Annotated in this window: 14 protein-coding genes; 12 read left to right on the top strand and 2 right to left on the bottom strand. The window is 59.0% G+C overall.

Going from position 1 to position 21,381, the window contains the following annotated elements:
* Window positions 1-16 precede the first annotated feature (16 nt).
* The 4 genes from CRI93_RS07595 to CRI93_RS07580 all read left to right on the top strand — a co-directional run bounded on the left by CRI93_RS07595 (window position 17) and on the right by CRI93_RS07580 (window position 5,944).
* Window positions 17-361: a HesB/IscA family protein gene (locus CRI93_RS07595; protein ID WP_098062024.1), complete on the top strand. Its 345-nt coding sequence runs from the start codon at window positions 17-19 to the stop codon at window positions 359-361.
* A 380-nt stretch (window positions 362-741) separates the two neighbouring features.
* Window positions 742-3,411, top strand: coding sequence for an ATP-dependent Clp protease ATP-binding subunit (locus CRI93_RS07590; RefSeq protein ID WP_098062023.1), 2,670 nt, complete (start codon window positions 742-744; stop codon window positions 3,409-3,411).
* A gap of 188 nt (window positions 3,412-3,599) precedes the next feature.
* Window positions 3,600-4,448, top strand: coding sequence for a CAP domain-containing protein (locus tag CRI93_RS07585; RefSeq protein WP_176521769.1), 849 nt, complete (start codon window positions 3,600-3,602; stop codon window positions 4,446-4,448).
* 689 nt (window positions 4,449-5,137) lie between these two features.
* Window positions 5,138-5,944 carry an undecaprenyl-diphosphate phosphatase gene (locus CRI93_RS07580; protein ID WP_098062021.1) on the top strand — a complete coding sequence of 269 codons (807 nt, stop codon included), beginning with the start codon at window positions 5,138-5,140 and terminating at the stop codon, window positions 5,942-5,944.
* 95 nt (window positions 5,945-6,039) lie between these two features.
* Here CRI93_RS07580 and CRI93_RS07575 read toward each other — a convergent pair whose 3' ends face one another.
* Entirely contained in the window at window positions 6,040-8,445 is a 2,406-nt protein-coding gene (locus tag CRI93_RS07575; protein WP_176521768.1) for a S9 family peptidase, read from the bottom strand.
* Window positions 8,446-8,692: 247 nt separating this feature from the next.
* On the opposite strand from CRI93_RS07575, the gene CRI93_RS07570 reads away from it, so the two are divergent.
* The 8 genes from CRI93_RS07570 to CRI93_RS07535 all read left to right on the top strand — a co-directional run bounded on the left by CRI93_RS07570 (window position 8,693) and on the right by CRI93_RS07535 (window position 19,944).
* Window positions 8,693-9,403 (top strand): glycogen/starch synthase, encoded by a 711-nt coding sequence (locus CRI93_RS07570; protein ID WP_176521767.1) that lies wholly within the window; start codon window positions 8,693-8,695, stop codon window positions 9,401-9,403.
* Window positions 9,404-9,692: 289 nt separating this feature from the next.
* Entirely contained in the window at window positions 9,693-10,883 is a 1,191-nt protein-coding gene (locus CRI93_RS07565) for a hypothetical protein (protein ID WP_098062019.1), read from the top strand.
* Window positions 10,884-11,056: 173 nt separating this feature from the next.
* Complete coding sequence (locus CRI93_RS07560) at window positions 11,057-12,379, top strand: hypothetical protein (protein ID WP_098062018.1); 1,323 nt, start codon at window positions 11,057-11,059, stop codon at window positions 12,377-12,379.
* A 168-nt stretch (window positions 12,380-12,547) separates the two neighbouring features.
* Window positions 12,548-13,909, top strand: coding sequence for a tetratricopeptide repeat protein (locus tag CRI93_RS07555; RefSeq protein ID WP_098062017.1), 1,362 nt, complete (start codon window positions 12,548-12,550; stop codon window positions 13,907-13,909).
* Window positions 13,910-14,223: 314 nt separating this feature from the next.
* Window positions 14,224-15,513 carry a phosphopyruvate hydratase gene (gene eno, locus CRI93_RS07550; RefSeq protein WP_098062016.1) on the top strand — a complete coding sequence of 430 codons (1,290 nt, stop codon included), beginning with the start codon at window positions 14,224-14,226 and terminating at the stop codon, window positions 15,511-15,513.
* Between the two features lie 78 nt (window positions 15,514-15,591).
* Window positions 15,592-15,882 (top strand): FtsB family cell division protein, encoded by a 291-nt coding sequence (locus CRI93_RS07545; protein ID WP_098062015.1) that lies wholly within the window; start codon window positions 15,592-15,594, stop codon window positions 15,880-15,882.
* Window positions 15,883-15,924: 42 nt separating this feature from the next.
* On the top strand, window positions 15,925-16,893 hold the full coding sequence (locus CRI93_RS07540) for an ROK family protein (protein ID WP_098062014.1): 969 nt from the start codon (window positions 15,925-15,927) through the stop codon (window positions 16,891-16,893).
* A gap of 123 nt (window positions 16,894-17,016) precedes the next feature.
* Entirely contained in the window at window positions 17,017-19,944 is a 2,928-nt protein-coding gene (locus tag CRI93_RS07535) for a putative LPS assembly protein LptD (protein WP_141491616.1), read from the top strand.
* Between the two features lie 127 nt (window positions 19,945-20,071).
* On the opposite strand, the gene sucC is transcribed toward CRI93_RS07535, so the two are convergent.
* Window positions 20,072-21,256, bottom strand: a complete 1,185-nt coding sequence (gene sucC, locus CRI93_RS07530; protein ID WP_098062012.1) for an ADP-forming succinate--CoA ligase subunit beta — start codon at window positions 21,254-21,256, stop codon at window positions 20,072-20,074.
* Between the last annotated feature and the right edge of the window lie 125 nt (window positions 21,257-21,381).

Raw genomic sequence — 21,381 nt, 5'->3', positions numbered from 1 at the left:
ACATACTTTAGAACCTATGGCTACGCAAACCCAGTCTCCGATCGCGATGAGCGACACGGCGGCCAGCGAGATTCGCAAGATTATGCGTACAAAGAAGATCCCCGACGGCTACGGCCTGCGCGTGGGCGTAAAAGGCGGCGGGTGCTCGGGTATGAGTTACGTGCTCGGATTTGACAAGAAGCGCGACAAAGACCAGGAGTTCGACATCGACGGGATTCCGGTCTTTATGGACAAGCGCCATGGCCTCTACCTGATGGGAACGACCATCGACTACCATGACGGGCTCGATGCACGCGGCTTTACGTTCGACAATCCCAATGCTACCGAAACGTGCGGCTGCGGGTCGAGCTTCGCGTCGTAGCTGCGAGTAGTCCTGGCTTTGCACGCGCTACACGGAAGTATCGCAAAGCTGACAATTCCGACTGCGGCCTGCTGGGCAGAGGAACAGTGTATCGGAGGGTTGGTACCGCACATCGATTCAGGGGGCGGTCTTTAAGGCACCTGTCGAAGACCGGTGCCGCACCACTTCGGGCCGTTCTGCACAAGGCCGCTGTACGAGGCTACATAGATAGCCACCACACTCAGCCTCAGCCGCGTTCTCGGCACACCCTGCTGGTTGGCACGCCCTGGAACCGTGCACGATGCCATGCACTGTGCGCAACGCCCTGCGGCCCTCGTGCTGCATCCTCTTCACAAGCTTCAGTGTCGCCTCGACACATCCTCACGGTTTCTACACTCTGTATGGAAGGCAATTTCTCGAACCGGGTCCGCGACGTGATCTCCTACAGCCGCGAGGAGGCTATTCGCCTGGGCCATGACTACATCGGCACCGAGCATTTGCTCCTGGGTATTATCCGTGAGGGCGAAGGCATTGCCATCAAGATCCTTCGGAACCTGGGATGCGACCTGATGAAGCTGAAAAAGTCTGTCGAGGAAACCGTGCGCAGTCAGGGCAGCGCCCTCTCGGTGGGCAACATTCCCCTGACGAAACAAGCCGAGAAGGTACTGAAGATCACTTACCTGGAAGCAAAGCTTTACAAAAGCGATGTAATTGGCACTGAACACTTGCTGCTAAGCCTACTTCGTGACAATGAGAACATCGCCGCTCAGATTCTTCAACAGGGGTTCTCTGTGACCTACGACGCCGTGCGCAACGAACTTGACTCGATTATCAGTGGCAAGGCCTCTTCGTCGACCACCGGAAGCGGTGGCGGATCAGGAGGGGGCGGACTATCTTCTGGATACGGAAAAGAAGGAGGCAAAATGGAAAAGAGCAAAACGCCGGTATTAGACAACTTCGGTCGCGACCTCACGGAAATGGCCGAAGAGAACGAACTCGATCCCATTGTGGGACGCCAGAAAGAGATTGAGCGTGTTGCTCAGGTCTTGAGCCGTCGCAAGAAGAACAATCCCGTTCTCATAGGCGAACCGGGCGTCGGAAAGACGGCCATTGCCGAGGGGTTGGCGATGCGTATTGTGGAGCGCAAGGTAAGCCGCGTGCTCTACGACAAGCGCATTGTGACGCTCGACTTGGCTTCGCTCGTGGCGGGCACCAAGTATCGCGGCCAGTTCGAGGAGCGCATGAAGGCCGTGATGAAGGAGCTGGAGAAAAACCCGGAAGTGGTGCTCTTCATCGATGAGATCCACACCATTGTCGGTGCCGGAGGTGCTTCGGGCAGCCTCGATGCGTCGAATATGATTAAGCCCGCACTGGCCCGTGGCGACTTGCAGTGCATCGGCGCTACTACGCTCGACGAGTACCGCCAGAACATCGAGAAAGATGGCGCACTCGACCGCCGCTTCCAGAAGATCCTGGTCGATCCCTCCACGCCCGAGGAGACGATCAACATCCTCACCAACATCAAGAAATACTACGAGGAGCACCACAACGTCCGCTACTCAGCCGAGGCCATTAAGCTGGCCGTGCAGCTGAGCGACCGGTACATCACCGAGCGCTTCCTTCCCGACAAGGCTATTGATGTTGTCGACGAAGCCGGGGCGCGGGTGCACCTCTCAAACATTGAGGTGCCGCAGGAAATTCTTGACCTGGAAGAGGAGATCGAGGAAGTTCGCGAAGAGAAAAATCAGGTTGTAAAAAGTCAGCGCTTTGAGGAAGCTGCCCGCCTGCGCGACAGCGAGAAGAAGCTGCAAGAGAAGCTTGAAGAAGCAAAGCGCGAGTGGGAGAAAGATTCCGAAACGCAGATTCATGACGTAACCACCCAGAACATTGCTGAGGTGGTAGCCATGATGACCGGCATTCCGGTCGATAAGATCTCTGAGCCCGAGCAGCGCAAGCTCCTCGAAATGGAGGATGCGCTCAAGGAACGTGTGGTTGGCCAAGACGAGGCCATCAAGAAGCTCTCGAAAGCCATCCGCCGTACACGCGCCGGACTCAAGGATCCTGAGAAGCCCATCGGCTCATTCATCTTCCTGGGACCGACGGGTGTCGGCAAAACCGAGTTGGCCAAGGTGCTTACAGAGTACCTGTTCGACTCTCAGGACTCGCTCATCCGTATCGACATGAGCGAGTACATGGAGAAGTTTGCTGTCAGCCGACTCGTGGGGGCCCCTCCCGGCTACGTAGGCTACGAAGAAGGGGGGCAGCTCACCGAAAAAGTGCGCCGCAAGCCGTACTCGGTGATTCTGCTCGATGAGATCGAGAAGGCCCACCCCGATGTCTTCAACATCCTGCTTCAGGTGCTTGACGACGGCGTGCTCACCGATGGGCTCGGGCGGCGCGTCGACTTCCGCAACACCATTATCATTATGACCTCAAATATCGGGGCTAACGACATCAAGAGCCTCGGGCAGGGCATCGGTTTCTCTCAGGGTTCTGGAGAGACGATGAACTACCAGACGATGAAGAGCACCGTTGAGGATGCGCTCAAGAACGTGTTCAACCCTGAGTTCTTGAACCGCATTGACGATGTGATTGTCTTTCATGCTCTGGAGCGTGAAGACATCTTCGAGATCATCGATATCATGTCGGACGATCTGTTCAACCGGGCTCAAGAGCTTGGTCTCACCATCGAGATCGACCAGAGCGCCAAGTCGTTCCTTACGGACAAGGGCTTCGACCCGAAGTATGGGGCACGCCCCCTGCGCCGCGCCATCCAGAAGTACGTCGAAGACCCGATGGCCGAGGACATCCTGCACGACCGCATTACGCCGGGCGACACGGTCACCCTCATGCATCATGAGGACGACGAGGAGCTCTCTTTTGATGTCGAAGAGGGCGAAGCTCCTGCCGGCAAAGACGGTGACGAGGAAACGTTCGACGACGTGTCGGGCCTCCTTGATGGCGGAAACGGCTCGGTGAGCTCCGGGCCCAGCCCATCGTCAGGCCCCGGCGCCCCCCCTTCTTCTGATAAGCCTGCCCCGGGCGGTGCGCAGCGTGCTACGGAAGAGTAGCCGACGCTGCAGGCTCGCAGGCCACACTACATATCGCAACACGCAACGGCTCTGCCTCTATGCAGGGCCGTTTGTGGTTGGTAGACGGACACGCTGCCCCCCATGAAGATGGAACGAACCATTATAGCATCTCGTGTCCCTGCTTGTGTCCCCACTTCATAAACTATTTCCTATCACGCAATGGAGCTATGCAACGGCTTTTGTACGCCCTTTTACCAATTCTGCTTGTCATAGGAGATGGACTGGCTGTACAGGCACAGCCTATACCGGGCTCGTCGCCTACGAATGCATCTGAACTGCTTCCGCTTATCAACGAGGCCCGTAGCGCGGCGCGCATGTGCGGCGACGACCGCTTTCCTGCAGCGCCCCCAGTAGCATGGAGCGATACGCTCGCGCAGGCGGCGGCTGCGCACAACAACGACATGAGCACAAACGCCTTTCGGGGACATGCCGGAAGCGATGGGTCGGTACCACACGAACGTGTGCGTAATCGCACCGACCAGTTTGCATCCGTAGGTGAGGTCCTGGCGTACTTTCAAAACAATTCTGCAGAAACAGTCGACGCCTGGCTCGGCAGTCCAGACCACTGTCGCATCGTGATGGATGCGGCCTATACCCACGTGGGCACAGCCCGCGCCACGGGTCCCCGCTACAATGCTCCCAACCAAACCGGTACCTACCGCACAGCCGTCTTTGGTGCAAATCCCGACGCCCCGCGTCCAACCGTACACACCAATGTGGATTCGTCGGAGCAGCAAGACAGCTCGCCTGAAGCCGCTGGCGTCGTGGTGTACGGACGCGACACCTGTCCGAACACAACCGCTCTGCGCCGTGCCCTCGACAACGAGGGCATCCCATACACTATGCGCGACATTGACGATGAAGCTGGCGCCTCCGACGCGATGTGGGATCTGCTCTACTCTGCCGACGAGGTCATTGGCAGCACACGACTTCCGGTTGTAGAGGCCAACGGCGTCGTCTTTGGCGGCATTCGCTCGGCCGACCGCATCGAGCAGGCTCTACGCGGCGACCTTTAGAACCTGTTTGGGTTTTGGTTTGACGGCGAGAGCGAGAGACGCTGAGGCGAAAATTGGACCCCAATCGAGGTTCGTAGCGGGGCTACGGGCCGAGATTAGGGGCAATTTGCAGCCCAGCGAAGCCGCTCGGAGCCCAAAATAAGAACTAAACCACCCCCGACTGGAAGTCGGGGGGTTTGAGTGGCCGACTGAAAGTCGGCTGAAGCTCATTCTCGAGTCAAGCTGCCACCCCGCACTCTTTTGCTCAGACAATTTGCCAACGCAGTAGTGCCTGGAGAAAGGCGGTCTCTACGCAAGACCGCCTTTCCCGAAAAGCGATGCTGAAAGCGGCTCGTCTGAAAGACGAGGGTTTGGGACCAAGTTTTTTGGAAATCAAAACAGGTTCTTAGCTTACCCAAACGCACCTTCCGGCTCCTACATCCTATTCGGTAGCGGATCAATGCCACGTAAGGGAAGAAATATGCCAGCAGCCGGAGAACTTATGCCGAATGCTAACGGCTCTGCCTCTGTGTAGGGCCGTTGATTTGTGGAGAGTCCGACAAGCGCTTGGTATGCACCGATGCTTGGGACACCGCCGCCAGGATCTTCAAGAAAACGAATGGATGCTTCACCCGCTGCCCTTTTGGTTCTCAAACAGCGGCTTGTACGTTACACGAGTCGTTCTTTTCTCTCGACTTGTTTGATACCGCATGAACTGGTGGGAAGCTGCATTGCTGGGGCTCGTTCAGGGCCTGACCGAATTTTTGCCCGTGTCGTCATCGGGGCACCTTGTGCTGGGCCAACATGTGCTGGGGATTGAAGAGGCGGGCATCACGTTCGAGGTGTTTGTTCACTTTGGCACGGTGCTTAGCATCCTGACTGTGTACGGACGCGATGTGCTCGACCTGTTACGGGAGGCCGGAAGCGCCCTGGCCGCTCCTGCCGAAATCCCCGAGCGCTACGCCGAAAACGACACGTTTCGCCTGGGTGTATTCATCCTCATCACGCTCATTCCCACGGGCCTGGTCTACGTGCTCTTCAAAGAGCCGCTGGAAGCCGCCTTTGGCGATCCGCGACTGGCGTCGGGGATGCTTTTTGTGACCGGTGTCTTGCTGCTGCTCACCCTTCTGCGCCCCAACCCCAAAGGCCGCCTCTCGTCTCTCAAAGCATTTGTTGTCGGCATCGCACAGTCCGCCGCTATGATTCCTGGCATCTCGCGCTCCGGATCCACGATCTGCGTGGCGCTCTACCAGAACGTAAAACCCGAACAGGCGGCCAACTTCTCGTTTCTGATGCTCCTCCCGGTTGTGCTGGGGGCCACGCTTCTCAAAGGACTCGAACTGGTCGAGCAGGGAGCCACTGTTGCGTGGTTGCCGCTACTTCTGGGCACGCTCATTGCCTACGCATCGGGCGTAGTTGCCATTAAGCTGATGATCGACTTCGTGAAGCGCGGCAACCTGCAATATTTCGCGTACTACTGCTTCCTCATTGGCGGACTCGGGCTCTGGCTCCTGTAGCACACCAGCCAAGACATGACTCTAATACAAAACCCCCAGTGCACCTTGTGTACACTGGGGGTTGTCTTTTGGGATGCGATGATTATGCGCTCCCGTTAGCGCTCAATATCGTACTCCGTGGGTGGCGTCTCGTCCAGCAGGTGCTCCACGAAGTAGTCCCACGTGCGGCGCAGCACATACGGCTCGTTGGCATAGCCGTGATCGCGGTTCGGCATCACGAGGAGGTCGAAGTCCTTGTTGTGCTCAATAAGCGCATCAATGACCAACTGCGTCATGTTCGGATGCACATTGTCATCGAGCGTGCCATAAGAGAGCATTAACTCGCCCTCAAGCCCCTCCACACGAAGCTGGTTCGCCTGATTCGTGTAGGTGTCGCCTTCTTCGGTGTCTCGCAGAAGGCCCTGGTACTTCTCGCCCCAGTAGTAGGTATAGCTGCGGTTGTCGTGGTTGCCTGCCCCCGATACGCCGACATGAAAGAAGTCGGGATGATCGAAGAGCGCTGCTGCGGTGGCAAATCCGCCGCCGCTGTGGCCGTAGATGCCCACGCGGTCAAGGTCAATCCAGTCGTGGCGCTCAGCCAGCTGCTCCATCACAGCACGCTGGTCGGGGAGGCCATTGTCGGCCATGTCGCCGTACCAGGCGGTGTGAAAGTCCTTGGACCGAAGCGGCGTGCCCATTGCATCCACCTGAACGACAATAAAGCCCAGTTCGGCCAGCGCATGCGCCTGTCCGCGGCGGCTGGTGGAGAAGCTACGCGTGCCCATGCTGCCGGTTTGCGGCCCCGGATAGATGGAGTTGATAATCGGATACGACTGCTCCGGATCGAAATTGGACGGCTTGTACAGGTAGCCGTGTAGTTCCGTCTCGCCATCGCGGGCCAGCGCGGTGAAGTGCTCCGGCGCTTGCCACGCCGTGCTATCGGTAAGTGCGCTTGCGTCGGCCTCTTCAATCGGCAGCACAACTTCGCCGTCGGCGTTGCGCACAACGGACTGCGGCGGCGTGTCGTATGTCGAATAGGTATCAACGACGTAATTGCCGCTGGGCGCCATATCGAGCGTATGGTCGGCGGGTTCAGGCGAGAGCAGTTCGATGTTGGAACCGTCCAGGTTGGCACGATAGAGATGCGTATGGTAGACATCGCGGTCGGCTTCGCGTCCGGCAGCAGAGAACAGCAGCGTCTCGTTTTCGGCATCAACGTCGAGGACATCCATCACATTCCAGTCGCCCTCGGTAATCTGCGTGATCTCTTCGCCGGTATTCAAATCGTGCAGGTAGAGGTGGCCCCAGCCGTCTTTCTTGGTGAACCAGATGAACTGCTCCTGGTCGTGCAGCACGCGCCAGTTGGGCACGCCACGCGACTGCAGGTTCGACTCAAAAAACGGCGCATCGCTCTCGCTGTACACGGTACGAACCTCACCGGTGGTGGCATCCGCCAGGCGCAGCGTGGCGGTGTTGTAATCGCGGGAGGTGGATACGAGGGCGAGGGTTTCGCTGTTGGCGCTCCACTCCACATCGGCCAGTTCCTGATTGCGCGAAAGGCCGCAGCAGCTGGACGTGCGCTGATGGTCGGGCTCCATGTCGAGGAATGTAACCTCGGCAGCTTCTACGTCGATCACGACGCGTTCGAGCATGGGCACTTCATCGTCGGGGTCACCGGGCAGGGCGTAGGGCCAGGTATCGAGTTCGGGACGACCTTCGGTGGTGCGAATCAGCGGCATGAGTTTCGTATCGCGCTCGTCGAGGCGGTACGTAGCAATCTGTTCGCTGTTGGGCGACCACTTCAGGATGGGCATGTCGGAGCGGCGCCAGCCCTGCGAATCGGTCGCATAGCCGTAGTGCTTTTTGCCGTTGGTGGTGAGCTGTACATCTTCGCCCGTCTCCAGATTGCGCATCCACAGGTTATGGTCTTTAATGTAGGCAGCGCGCTCCCCATTGGGCGATTCGATAGACGTAGGTAGGTCGGCGTTGGGATCGTCGCCGGTAATTTCGCAGGTGTAGGCGTCAAGGTCGCACCGCCAGGCCGAATCGTTGTGCGTGAACGTGATGGCCGTTTGGTCGTCGGCGTATGCAAAGGTAGAAAACGGCAGATCGTACGGCGTAACAGCGGCTTCCTCATCCTCCTCTTGCAGCACCGCTTCGATAGCTGCAGCAAGCTGTTCGTGGTCGAAAGCCGGTGCGCGCATCTCTTGCGACGGATGGACACGGAGAAACTCGTGCCCTTCTTCCACCTGAACGCGATACCAAAACTGGTCGTCTCCAAACCAGTGCGGCTGTACCGAGGTGCGGTAGACCTTGTCTTGGGTGTTCCAACTCAAGAGCGACTCGGCTCGCTCATACGCCTGAACCAGATCTGACGCAGCCCCCGGCTCCGCCGTATCAGATTCAGACTGCGCATGGGCAGGTCCGGCACAAAACAGCATACCTGCAAGCAGCACAACCGCGACAGCGGCCCAGCTCCGCTCTGTACACAGGATGCAACGAGACGAAAAAGCAATTGACATAGAAACGGGAAGGTCGGTGAGTAAGGTGGTTCGGGGTGTAACATACAAAATCGTGTGTCCAGATCCCACCCCGCCCCACGCCTGCAGCCCGTCTTCGTGCCTCCGGCCTATCATCGGCCTCAAAAGCCGGCCAGAAAGTTGCTATTGGTGGCCTTTTTTGATACACTGTATAGTTACATCGTACGTACCAGCGCAGCCCATTGTGTGTGCAGCGCTATATTCTCTACAGCAGCTTTCCCTCGTTCTCATGGCACAGCCAACCCGCATCTTGTATATCGCCGGCGAAATGGAGCCATTTACTGATGCTTCAGACCTTTCGACGCTGGTGCGCACGCTGGCTGAACAGGTGCAAGACGTAGGGGGACACGACGTGCGGGTTTTCATGCCGAAGTTCGGCGCCATTAGCGACCGGCGCAACAAGCTCCATGAAGTCATTCGCCTTTCGGGTACCGAGGTCCCCATCAACGGCGGAACCGACGCGTGCACCGTCAAAGTGGCCTCGGTGCCCGATACACGGGTTCAGGTGTATTTCATGGAGCACGAGGAGCACGTTCCCGAAACGCCAACATCTGATTTTCCGGCCAGCCACGCGCTCTTCTTCAACCGTGCCATCCTCGAAACGGTGGTGTCGCTGCGATGGATTCCAGACGTAGTGCACGGATTTGGGTGGCAGAGCGCACTCTTTCCGGCTCTGCTGGAGCAAGAGTATCTGGACCACGAACAGATGACGCACCGGCCTCGCTTTGTCTTTACGCCTGATGCCTCGGCCGCAACCCGTGCGCTCCCTGAATCGATTACGCTGGATGCCTCGACCTATCACGAATTGGGCGTCGCCCAGGCTGAAGGACTCGCGCTGCTCCATGATGAAGACGCCCCCAACGATGCCGTACACCTGCGCACCGAGGGGGCCTCAGAACAGGTGCTGGCGCTCTACGACCAGGTTGGCGTACCTGCGTAACGACCGGATGGGCAAACTGCCTGCCCCCGCATTCGGGCCTGCAGGCACCGCCCTATCCCCAAATCTTTAAAATTGGGCAGGATCTCTTCTGTAGCGTCCAGCACCCACATGCATCAGAGAACCCATGCGACAGTGTGCCGTTTGGGGTGGTTGGTTGATTGCATTCACATATTGTAACCAACTAACAACGCCGATTCGCCACGTGTCTCACAATCGCGCTCTGCCCAGCGCTCCTTTGTTGCGTATACCCACCCGCTTGGTTTGGTACGCTGCCTGCCTTGGCAGTCTCATGCTCTTTCTCACCGCCTGCGACGACAACCCCACCGGGGTCGGCGTAGATGTAGGCGATGACCCACTTCAGGGCGGCGAGCCCGTTACGGTAAGCCTGACTCCCACGAGTCTCAACGTGGAGCGACGAGCGCCTGTCACTGGCGCCGTTGCTGGCAACCTTCCTGAACGCTTCTTTGCCGGACGCGTCGACGATCCGCTCGTAGGCACAACTGAGGCGCAGGGGTTTCTGAATCTCTTTCAGCCGATAGAGGAGCTTTCAGGCTCTCTCTACAACGACCCTCTGACCGATGTGTCGCTGCGCCTGGCACCGATCTCGGTCTACGGTGATACCACCAGCACCGTTACGATGGCCTTGTACGACATGCCTGCCCCTTGGGATGGCGCGGGCGCTCGGTCGGATACGACTCTGGCCGAAGGCGAACAGATCCTAACCTTTGAGCTTGATCCGACGGACGAAGAGACCCTCGTTCCACTGCCCCGCACCTGGATCAACGAGAATGAACCGGTGTTGCGCGACACCACCGGCGGTGGCGAGGCATTCCTGGATGCATTTGCAGGCTTTCGCATTGCCCCGGCCTCGGGCAACGCTGCCATTGGGTTTAACCGGAACGACACTTCACTGCGTGTGGCCACTTCCACCGACACAACAAACTTCAACGGACGGGTAAGCCTGACGACGCTTGAGCGCACCCCATCTGATGCGCTTCCCGACGACCGGGCACTGGTACAGGGCGGATTCGCGAATGCCCTCACCTTCACGTACGACTTCGACGCACCTCCACTTGACACGCTGCGCGGCACGCCCGTTAACCGTGCCGAGTTTGTGCTTCCGGTCGACACCACACTCTGGGCCGACTCTACTCCAGACGGCTTTGCGCGTCCTACCCCCGACAGCTACTCGTTCACTGGTACCTCCACCGACGGTGACCAGACGGTAACCCTCTCCAGCAATCTCACCCCTTTCAACGAGGGGTTGCGGTTCACCGGAGATACCCCTGTTCGCATCTTTGAAGAGGGCTTTCTGCGCGAATCAGCATTCAGCGAGTTTGTCATTACTCCGAATGCAACAGAGAGCGGTACGTCGAACGAAATTAGCCTGGACGTAGCGCTCTTCCATCGCCTCCCTATAGACCCGACTGCTTCGGATACAGAGGGACCGCGCGCCACGGTTACCGTAACTCCGTACTAACAACCTGCTGACTCGCTCTATCTGCCTGGAGGCACAGCGCCCGATTGCGTGCTCCGCCGCTGACTGCTCAACGCAGCATGCCCGCCGCACAGCTTAGCATTCGTGTAGGTAGGATGCCGGAGCACAGGGCTCGACAGGCCTCTGCTTGCTTTTGACTTCCACGACTTCCCTTTATGATGCATTTTGCTCGAACCCTGCTGATTGGCTTGTTGCTCACCCTTGGGGGCGTACTCCCCGTATGGGGGCAAGACGCAGGCGATGGGTCGATCTACTCCCGCTTTGGCATTGGCGAGCTGCAAACGCCTTCTTCGGCCCAGGCCCAGGCGCTTGGCGGACACGGCGTAGCCCTGCGGTCGTTGAATTACACCAACCTCAGCAACCCGGCCCTCTGGAGCGACCAGGTGCTAACGCGTGTCGCGCTGGGCGCCCGCTTCAGAACGGTTGAGTCGGAGGGCGGCCAGACTGAAGGCACCAGCCGTCTTACCGCAGGCAACTTCGACGGTGTGCAGTTTAGCTTTCCGCTGCTACGCCAGAAGCTGGGCGTGGCATTTGGATTTGTGCCTGTGTCGCAATCGAACTTTCGCTCTCGGGTACAACGCACCGCCAGCAGCAGCCCGTTCGATGACGAGACGCTGGATTATCAGGTTGAGTTTCTGGGCCGTGGGGGGCTGCAAAAGATCACAGGCGGATTCGGATACCGATTCAACGACCTGATCAGCGTGGGCGCAAGCCTCGATTATCTCTTCGGCACCATCGAAACACAGCGCCGCACCTCGTTTACCCGGCCCAACTTTCAGGAGACCGTCGTCACCAACGGCGTCCGCCTGGATGCGCTGTCCGCTACGCTGGGCACACATCTTACCATCGGCGATCTGCTGCGCTCCGACGACAACCTGATGGTTGGTGCAGCCGTCACCCTGCCCGCCAGTCTGTCGGGGACGCGCACACGCACCATTGGGGAGAGTCTTGACCGCGATACGGTGAGCACTGCCTCTGGGGGCGCCCTCGACATGCCACTTACCACGCGCCTTGGCATTGCCTACGTACCCAGCTCAGCCCTCACACTAACAGTGAACGGCAGCTATGCGCCCTGGAGCCAAGCCGAAAGCAGCATGACCGATGACGACGTTTCCTTTGCTTTTCCTGTGGGCGGTACCGAAACGCTGGCCGACCAATGGACGCTCTCCTCAGGCGTGGAGTGGCGCCCGGCAGGCGATGACTCGTTTGAAAGCTTCTTGGCCCGAACCGCTTACCGCCTGGGCGTCTCATACGAGCAACTCTACGTCTCCCCCAATACCACAACTACGCTCAATGCAGTAGAGGCTCGGCTGGGGATTAGTCTTCCCACCTCGGTTTCTGGCACACGGATTGATCTAACTACTCATGTAGGCCGTCAAGGGACAACCAGCCAGAACCTGGTGCAAGACCTGTATTACGGTGTGTCGGCGCGCGTTACCATTGGCGAACGATGGTTCCAAGAGCGCCGTCTCCGCTAAACGGGCTATACGTGCTCTCGGGCACGCCTTACCAGCTCCGGCTCAAGGCGCCCCTTGCACAGGCTCCTTCGCCACTCGCAGTCCCGCTGCGCTACCTCGTTGTTTAACGCGCGGCCTGCACAGTGTGTAACATTCTGCCACCCCCTGTCCACTAACAGCTACACTCACATGTACGCATCACTCCGCCCGCAGCGCTCGCTCGTGTCGTCTTTCTGGTGGTCTTCGGTCGCCGGGCTGCTGGTCCTCGCTTTAGCTCCGCTTGTTGCATTTGGCCAGACGTCGGATGAGGAGGGCCCCAGCGATATGGACATCCGACGCACGTACAGCCTGTATACTGAAGACTATAACAATGAAGACTGGGAAAGTGCAGCTCCCAACCTGCGGTGGATGCTTGACAACGCTCCCGCCGAGCCGTTTAACGACGATCGCAACTACCGCCGGGCTGTCGATCTGTACGTTGGCCTTGCCGAAGAGACTGATGATGAGACAGATCGCCACGCCTACCTCGACTCGGCTGCTGTAATGCTCTCCTCTGCCCCCAACACGCTTGAAGAGCATGACGTAGAGCATAGCGATTACCGATGGGAGATGCGACGCGGCCGCTTTCTACAGCAGTACGGATCTGAACTCGACGGATCGTACGAAAACCTCGAAACGGCTCCCGTCCATTACGAGCGGGCCTTCGAGATCGACCCCGAACGCATGCAAACGTATTACATCAACGAGGTCATCGAATCGTATGTCGACCGGGGCAACCAGGCCGATGCGGTTGCCTTTATGGGCCGCGTTGAGGAACTGCGCGGGGACAATGAGGAGATCATGGAGATTGTGAACCGCGAGCGCGAGCGCATATTCGACCGCAATCCCGCTGCTTTCACCGAATACCTTGAAGGCGTTGTCGAGGAAGAGCCCGACAACCTCGAAGCCATGTCGGAGCTGTTCTCTGCCTACCTGGAGCAGCGCAACTACGAAAAGGCGAATGCGATGACGGAAGACCTGCTGACCATGGATCCTCCGGCATCGGTCTATCTCGACATTGCCCAGCTCTTCCTTGAAGATGGCGATCCGCAACGCGCGTTCGACACCTTTGAGGAAGCCGAAGAGAAAGGTGCCAGCTTCACCGCTGCCGATTACCACAGCATGGGCGAAGCCCAGCAGCAGATGGGGCAACTCTCGAAGGCTCGTACGTACTTCCGCCGTGCGCTCGACGCCGATTCGGAATATGCCGAAGCCCATGTTTCCATTGGGGATGTGTACGTAGAAGCTGTGTCGGAATGCTCGGGAGCCGAAATGGGACGTAGCGACCGTGCCGTATACTGGCTTGCAGTAGACCACTATGAGCAGGCCCAGCAGTTGGGCGATGCCAGCGTGGCCAACTCCGCACAGAGCAAGGCCCGGACATACCGCGAATACTTCCCAAGCACTGAAGACATCTTCTACCGAGACGACTGGAACGAGGGCGAGAGCATCCAGATCAATTCGGGATGCTACTCCTGGGTCAACGAGTCAACGACGGTGCGTGCCCGATAGGAAGCACCGCTCTCATTCGGATGCTCGCACGTCCCGGCATCCTCTTGCCTTCACAGGGCCGATGGCACTGCGCCATTGGCCCTTTCTGTTTGGGGGTGGAGCATCAGATCGCGGTCTTGCCCCTGCACCAACCACTGTCCAGCACAGAGCCATCGCTACCCACCATCTCGTCCTCACTCTGTGCGCACCGTCCCTATCCGTTTTTCGCAATGCACAGCCACTTGCGTCTTGTTATTGCGAACTGCTCTTCCGTTCTTGTGAAGACAGCACGATTCAACTTGTAGCTTCCCTCTGCATCCAACCCCGTCGCTCTTATGTCTACTATTCAGCAGATTACGGCCCGCGAAGTGCTCGACAGTCGCGGCAACCCCACCGTTGAGGTTGACGTGATTACCGACAGCGGCATTCGCGGACGTGCCGCCGTGCCCAGCGGCGCCTCAACCGGCGTACACGAGGCTGTTGAGCTTCGTGACGACGATGCCAACCGTTACATGGGCAAGGGGGTAACACAGGCCGTTGCTAACGTAAACACGACCATTGCCGACGCGCTTACCGGACACGCCGTGTCGGACCAGCACGGCGTTGATGCAGCCCTGCTTGAACTGGACGGCACCGACAATAAATCAAACCTTGGAGCCAATGCGATTCTTGGTGTATCGCTGGCTGTGGCTAAGGCCGCAGCCCAAACGCACACACTGCCCCTGTATCGCTACTTGGGCGGCGGTCTTGCCCGCCGCATGCCCGTTCCACTCATGAATATCCTGAACGGCGGCCATCATGCCGACAATACCGTGGATATGCAGGAGTTTATGGTGGCCCCTATTGGAGCCAGCAGCTTTGCCGAAGGGCTGCGCATGGGCGTTGAAGTCTTCCACACGCTTAAGAATGTTCTGTCGAAGAATGGGTACAGCACCGCGGTCGGCGATGAAGGCGGCTTCGCTCCAGCCCTTGGGTCTAACGAGGAAGCGATTGAGCGTGTCGTGGAAGCCATTGAGGCGGCTGGATACAGCGCCGGCACCGACCTTGCCATCGCACTCGACCCCGCCACCGCCGAGATGTATGACAACGGCCAGTACACCTTCTGGAAGAGCGATCCCGACCACCCACGCAGCTCCGAAGACATGGTGGCCTACTGGGCCGACTGGGTCGAGCGCTATCCCATCGTATCCATTGAAGACGCCATGGATCAGGACGACTGGGACGGCTGGAAGCAGCTGACCGACGCCGTGGGCAACCAGGTGCAGCTCGTGGGCGATGATCTCTTCGTGACCAATACCACACGCCTGCAACGTGGCATTGATGAGGGCGCTGCGAACTCTATTCTCATCAAGCCCAACCAGATCGGAACGCTTACCGAAACGGTGGAAGCGATCACGCTGGCGCACGAAAATGGCTTTACCAGCGTGGTAAGTCATCGCTCGGGCGAAACCGAAGACACCACCATTGCCGACCTGGCGGTGGCGTTGGGTACCGGTCAAATTAAGACGGGCTCGGCCAGCCGAAGCGACCGTCTGGCGAAGTACAACCAGTTGCTACGCATTGAGGAAAGCCTTGGCGCTGCAGCCACGTACTCCGGTACGGATGCGTTCACCCGTACCTCCTAATCCGCTTCTGCGCTGCGGCGTCGGTGGGCTGCACCGGCGCCGCGTTTCGTTGCGCTATGTATCTGCGTTCCTTGTACAATGTCCATCTCTTCCGTTTCTCGCGGCCGTCTCATCCGCTGGGGACTTGTGCTTGTGGTCGTCGTTGGGAGCATTTGGGTGCTGTTTCTGGATACGCACAGCGTGATGCATCGTATCGAACTGCACCGCGAACACGAAGCCCTGCGCGCCGAAAACGAGCGCCTGCAGACCAACATTGATGCCCTGCGTGAACAGTTGGCTGATTCGCTCTCCGATGCCGAGATTGAGCGCATTGCGCGGGAGGAATACGGCATGCAGTACCCAAACGAAACCGTGCATCCAATTGAGTAGGGCGGCTCGTCTATCGCTCTCTTTGCTTACCCCCCCGTTTCTATGGAGACCTATGCACTTGGCATCGACCTGGGCGGCACCTCAATCAAAGGGGCCCTTGTAGAACGCGAGCAAGGCGTTGTGGCGCAGAGCACGCGTCCCACCGAAGGCGACCAAGGCCCCGATCATGTGCTGGACCGCATTGCTACCATTGTCCGAGAGCTGCTCAATACCCATCAAGGCCCAGATCCTGTAGGGTTGGGCATGGGCGCCCCCGGCGCCGTGGATATGGCACGCACAACGGTAAGCTATCCGTCGAATCTGGCCGACTGGGGCGTCGTAGATGTGCGTACAGCCCTTTCGGCACGCACCGGAATTGATCACGTGGTCGTCGAAAACGATGCCAATATAGCCGGGCTGGGCTCGGCCCATTATGGCGCCGGAATGGCGCACGACTCGTTTATTATGGTGACACTGGGCACAGGTGTTGGAGGCGCCATCATTCACAATAACAAAGTGTTTCGGGGAAGCACCGGAGGCGCAGGCGAAATTGGCCACATGAGCATCGACTACGAAGGCCCGCTTGACAACTCAGGTATAAGCGGTGCTATTGAGGCCTACCTGGGACAACAGTTTCTGTCTGAACACGCTCGCATGCGGCTCCGCCACCAGCCTGAGAGTGTTGTGCATGACCTTACCGGCAGTGACCTGAGCACCCTTACGCCGCGCACGCTGCACAAAGCAGCTACCCAGGGCGACGAAGCGGCTACCCACATTCTCGCATGGGCCGGACGCCGATTAGGCTACGCGCTAAGCAGTGCGGTGAGCCTGCTCGATATTCGAGTTGTGGTGGTAGGCGGTGGGGTGTCCAATGCAGGCAGATTTCTGTTAGATCCAGCCCGAGAAGCGCTTCGCAGCCAGGTCTTCCCGGCGTTTCAGGAGGGCCTGCGCATCGAACGTGAGCAGCGCGGGAACGAAGTCGGCGTACTCGGCGCCGCCCACCTCGCATTCTCTACAACGCCGACCGCGTAACCTCCTCGTACTGCTGGTCCTCGCGCCCTTGTTCGTCACGCTACTATGACAGACTGGCCCCGGCTTCCTTTCGGAGTTGTCTTGCTGTTTGGGGGTATGCTGGTGATTCTGCTTCCCGGCTTTATGCCGGAAACTCCCGCCGCCCCGCCCGATGCCGCCTCAAAAGAGGACCCCAGGCCTCGTTCGGGCATGGTCGTACAGATCGATACCACTGAGGCTGATACCACTGAGACTGATAACGCAGCCACTGACACGCCCCAGACCGCCCTACCGGATAGCACAGCCGCTGCACAGCCGGAGAGCGGCCTCGCGCCCACGGCGCAAGCGCCCGCGACAGGAGCCGACACGACGGGCGGAGACGGCGACTTGGATGCGCCCATCGAACTGGCCGCCCGCGACTCGCTCATCCTCGCGTTCGATGCGGAGGGCGCAGGCGAAACCGGCACGCTGCATGGCGAAGCTAAAACAACGTATCAGGACAGCGAACTGCGCGCACAGACGATCCGCTACCGCTTTACTGACGACGAACTGCGTGCTACGGGCCCGCCCTCTGACACCGCCCGCATTCCGTTTCCGGTGTTTGAACGCGAAGGCGAAGACACGTTTAGCGGCGCCGAACTGGCCTACAGCCTGCGCACGCAGCGCGGGCGCGTCGTGCAAGCGCGCACGGGCCAGGGCGAAGCCTCGCTGCGCGGCGGCGTCATCAAGCGATATGAAGACCGCACCACCTTCGTGGCCGATGGTGCCTACACCACCGACAACCGCCCGCCTGGCGAAACGCCATCGTATACGCTGCGCTCCTCGCGCATGAAGGTCGTAAACGAACGCTGGGTATACACTGGGCCCATCCAGCTGTATATCTTCAACATTCCTATGCCCTTATGGCTGCCATTTGGCATGGTGCCGTACACCGAAGGCCGCCGCAGTGGACCGCTCCCGCCCACCCCCGGTGAGGATCGGCGCGGGTTCTTCCTAAGCGATTTTGGCTGGTACTTTGCCATGAACGAGTATACCGACTTCACCATTCAGGGCAGCGTGTGGTCGGGTGGCAGCTTCGAGATTAATCCATCGTTTCGGTACAGCCGCACGGACTATTACAACGGCGACCTCAATCTGAATGTGCTCTTCGAGCGCATCGGGCAGCCCGAAGACCCCGACTTTCAGAAGTCCGTAGAGGGTGATTTGAGGTGGACCCACAACCAGGATCTGAACCCGACCTCTTCAATCAATGGCAACGTAAATCTGCTTACCTCGTCCGATTTTGTCCGGGAAAATACGACCGATTACAACGATGCGGTGCGCCAAGACATCAGCTCCAGCATCAACTACTCCAAAAGCTGGCCCGATGGAGGGCGCAACATCAGCGTAAGAGCCAACCAGAGCCAGAACTTGAGTTCGGGCAACGTAAGCCTGACTCTGCCCGATGTCTTATTTAGACAGCGCAGCTTTAAGCCCTTCAAACGCGACCGCGTAGGTCAGGACGAAACGTGGTACGAGCGCATTACGACCGGATACAGGGGGTCGCTCACAAACAACTTTGAGTACACACCCACCGACACCACCAATATTCCATGGTACGAAGCGCTCGCCTCCCCCAGTGCCTATCGCGAAGGGCATAGCAACCCCGACCGTACCAATCCGTTCAATGTGGAGATGACCCATAACATCCCCCTGAGCACGTCGTTTCGGATTAACCAGTACAACCTGAACATCCGCCCCAACATCAGTTACGATTCGGAGTGGGTACTGCGTACGCAGCGCAAACGGCTCGTGGTGGATACGCTGGACGCCGACTCGCCCGGCGTGGGCACGCCTGTAGAGACCCGCGTAGAGCGTCGTAACGAGGCCGGGTTTGCAGCGCGCCACAACTTTTCAACGGGCGTAAGCATGAACACCGAATTCTTCGGGCTCTTTCCCGTTTCGGTTGGATCGTTTCGTGGACTCCGGCACCGCGTGCAGCCCTCGCTCTCGTACAACTACCGACCCAACTTTAACGATCCGTTCTGGGGGCGTACGCGCAGCTACGTGTCGGATATCGACGGCACGGTGCAGCGCTACGACATCTTTACCGGGCGCGACGTGCGGGGCGACGCCACGCAGCAAAACCTCAGCTTTAGCGTCACCAACCGATTCGAAACCAAGCGCGTCCGTACCGACTCGACGGGAGCCGAGCAGGAAACGACCATCCAACTGCTGCGCCTGAATGCCAGCTCGTCCTACAACCTGGCTGCCGACTCGCTCAACCTGAGCGACATCAACCTGAACGCCAGCACCTCTATTGGCGACTACAACGTGCGTGTGCGCAGCACGCTGTCGCCGTATCAGTATGCCGACGTGTCGGATCCGGATGATCCAGAGAGTATCGCGGTCGTCAACCAGTACATGGCGGCGCGGAGCCCGCTTACGCCGGTTCGCCTTACAAGACTTTCCGCTGCACTGAACGGTGGGTTTCAGGGGGGATCTGGAGGCTCACGCTCCGCTGATCGGTCGGGGGCACAAACCACCAGCACCTCGTCGCCCCGGGGCGGAGCGCGCACCCGCGGCGGCGCGCGCATTCAGGGCAACGCCTCCAGCAATAGGAACACAGGTGCTGCAAGCACACAAGCAGCCACTGGTGCTAATCTGGGCGGATCACAAGGCCGTGTGGACTTCAGCATTCCGTGGTCGCTCGATTTCGACCTCCAGTACAACATGCGGCGTCGGTTCGGAGAGGCCGAACACGATGCAGAGGTCAGCGGACAGTTTAGCGTGCAGCTGACCCCCAAGTGGCGCACCAGCGGGCGTACATCGTTCGACATTGGCGAGATGAAGATCGCTACTACACAACTCTCCGCATACCGCGATCTGGGTGCATGGGAGATGTCGTTCTCGTGGGTGCCGTTCGGGCGGTTCCAGTCGTACAGCTTCAGCCTGAACGTGAAAGGCGGACAGCTACGCAACCTGCTGCGCCTGAACGTGCCCCGCAACGAAGCCGGAAGCCGACTGGGCGGCACCGCAGGCAGATTGCTTAACAGTGGGGGGAGCAGTCGCGGTGGAGGACGCCCGTTTTAGCAGGCCCTGGTCTCCAGAGTGGCCACGGTGCCCCACAAAAGAACCCGTCCACCGCGCAGTAGCACGGTGGACGGGTTTCTGTCTTTTGTATGGTGCAGCAAAAACTTATTGCCACTACAGCAGGCGCTTACGCCACATCTGCTTCTTTGAGGGCCTGCGTCACTTTATCGGCCGCCTCCTTCAGAAGCACTGCGGAGCGCAGCTCCAGGCCGCTTTCGTCGAGCAGCGCCTTGCCTTCTTCGGCGTTGGTACCCTGCAGGCGTACGATAAGCGGCACATCCAAATCAATGTTCTGCGCCGCCTGAATGACACCCTTCGCAACGCGGTCGCAGCGCACAATGCCGCCGAAGATGTTCACAAGAATCGCTTCCACATTCGGATCCTTCAAGATGATGCGGAAGCCCGCTTCCACCGTTTCGGCATTGGCGGTGCCGCCCACATCCAGGAAATTCGCCGGCTCGCCGCCCGCCAGCTTGATGATGTCCATCGTCGCCATGGCGAGCCCGGCCCCGTTGACCATGCAACCCACATTGCCATCCAGCTTAATGTAGCTGAGGCCGTGTTCGCTGGCCTCCACTTCGGTCGGGTCCTCCTCGTGGATGTCGCGCATCTCCGCCAGGTTGGGGTGGCGGTAGAGCGCATTGTCATCGAGGTTAATCTTGGCATCAACCGCCGCCACATCGCCACTTCCCGTAAGCACGAGCGGATTGATCTCGGCGATGGTGCTATCGGTTGCCTCGAACGCCTCGTAGAGCGCCGTGATGAACTTTACCGCCTGCTTCAAGGCCGTGCCCTCCAGCCCGAGCCCAAAGGCCAATCGGCGCGCCTGAAACGGACGCAGCCCAATGGTGGGATCGATCCAGGCCTTCACGATCTTCTCGGGGCTCTCCTCGGCCACCGTCTCAATCTCGACGCCTCCTTCGCTGGAGACCATGATGACGTTTTGGCTCTTGGCGCGGTCGAGCGTTACGCCCACATAAAACTCCTGCTCAATGTCCACCGCGTCGGCGATGAGCAGCTTACGCACTTTTTGCCCCTCGGGGCCGGTCTGATGCGTGACCAAATCCATGCCCAAAATGGCCTCGGCGTGCTCCTTGACCTCATCGAGCGAGCGGGCCAGCTTTACGCCGCCGCCCTTGCCGCGGCCCCCGGCGTGAATCTGTGCTTTCACCACAAACATGGTGGCACCGTCGTTGGCCAACTCCTCGGCAGCCTGCACCGCGTCGTCGACCGATTCTGCGACAATGCCGGGCTGCATCGCCACGCCATGGTCGCTTAGAATTTCTTTCGCTTGATACTCGTGGACTTTCATAGGAGGTTGCGGGGTTGCGTGAACAGTTGGTCCAGCCTGTAAGTAAACAGGACGCTGGCAAAGAAGCGAACGCCTGCCCGCGGTATATCCGGTTTTCGCAATCTGCTCACGGATTGTATGGCTGC

Source organism: Longimonas halophila (assembly GCF_002554705.1).
Lineage (GTDB): Bacteria > Bacteroidota > Rhodothermia > Rhodothermales > Salinibacteraceae > Longimonas > Longimonas halophila.
The sequence above is the reverse complement of the archived record's forward strand: the minus strand, read 5'-3'. Positions and strand labels throughout refer to the sequence as shown.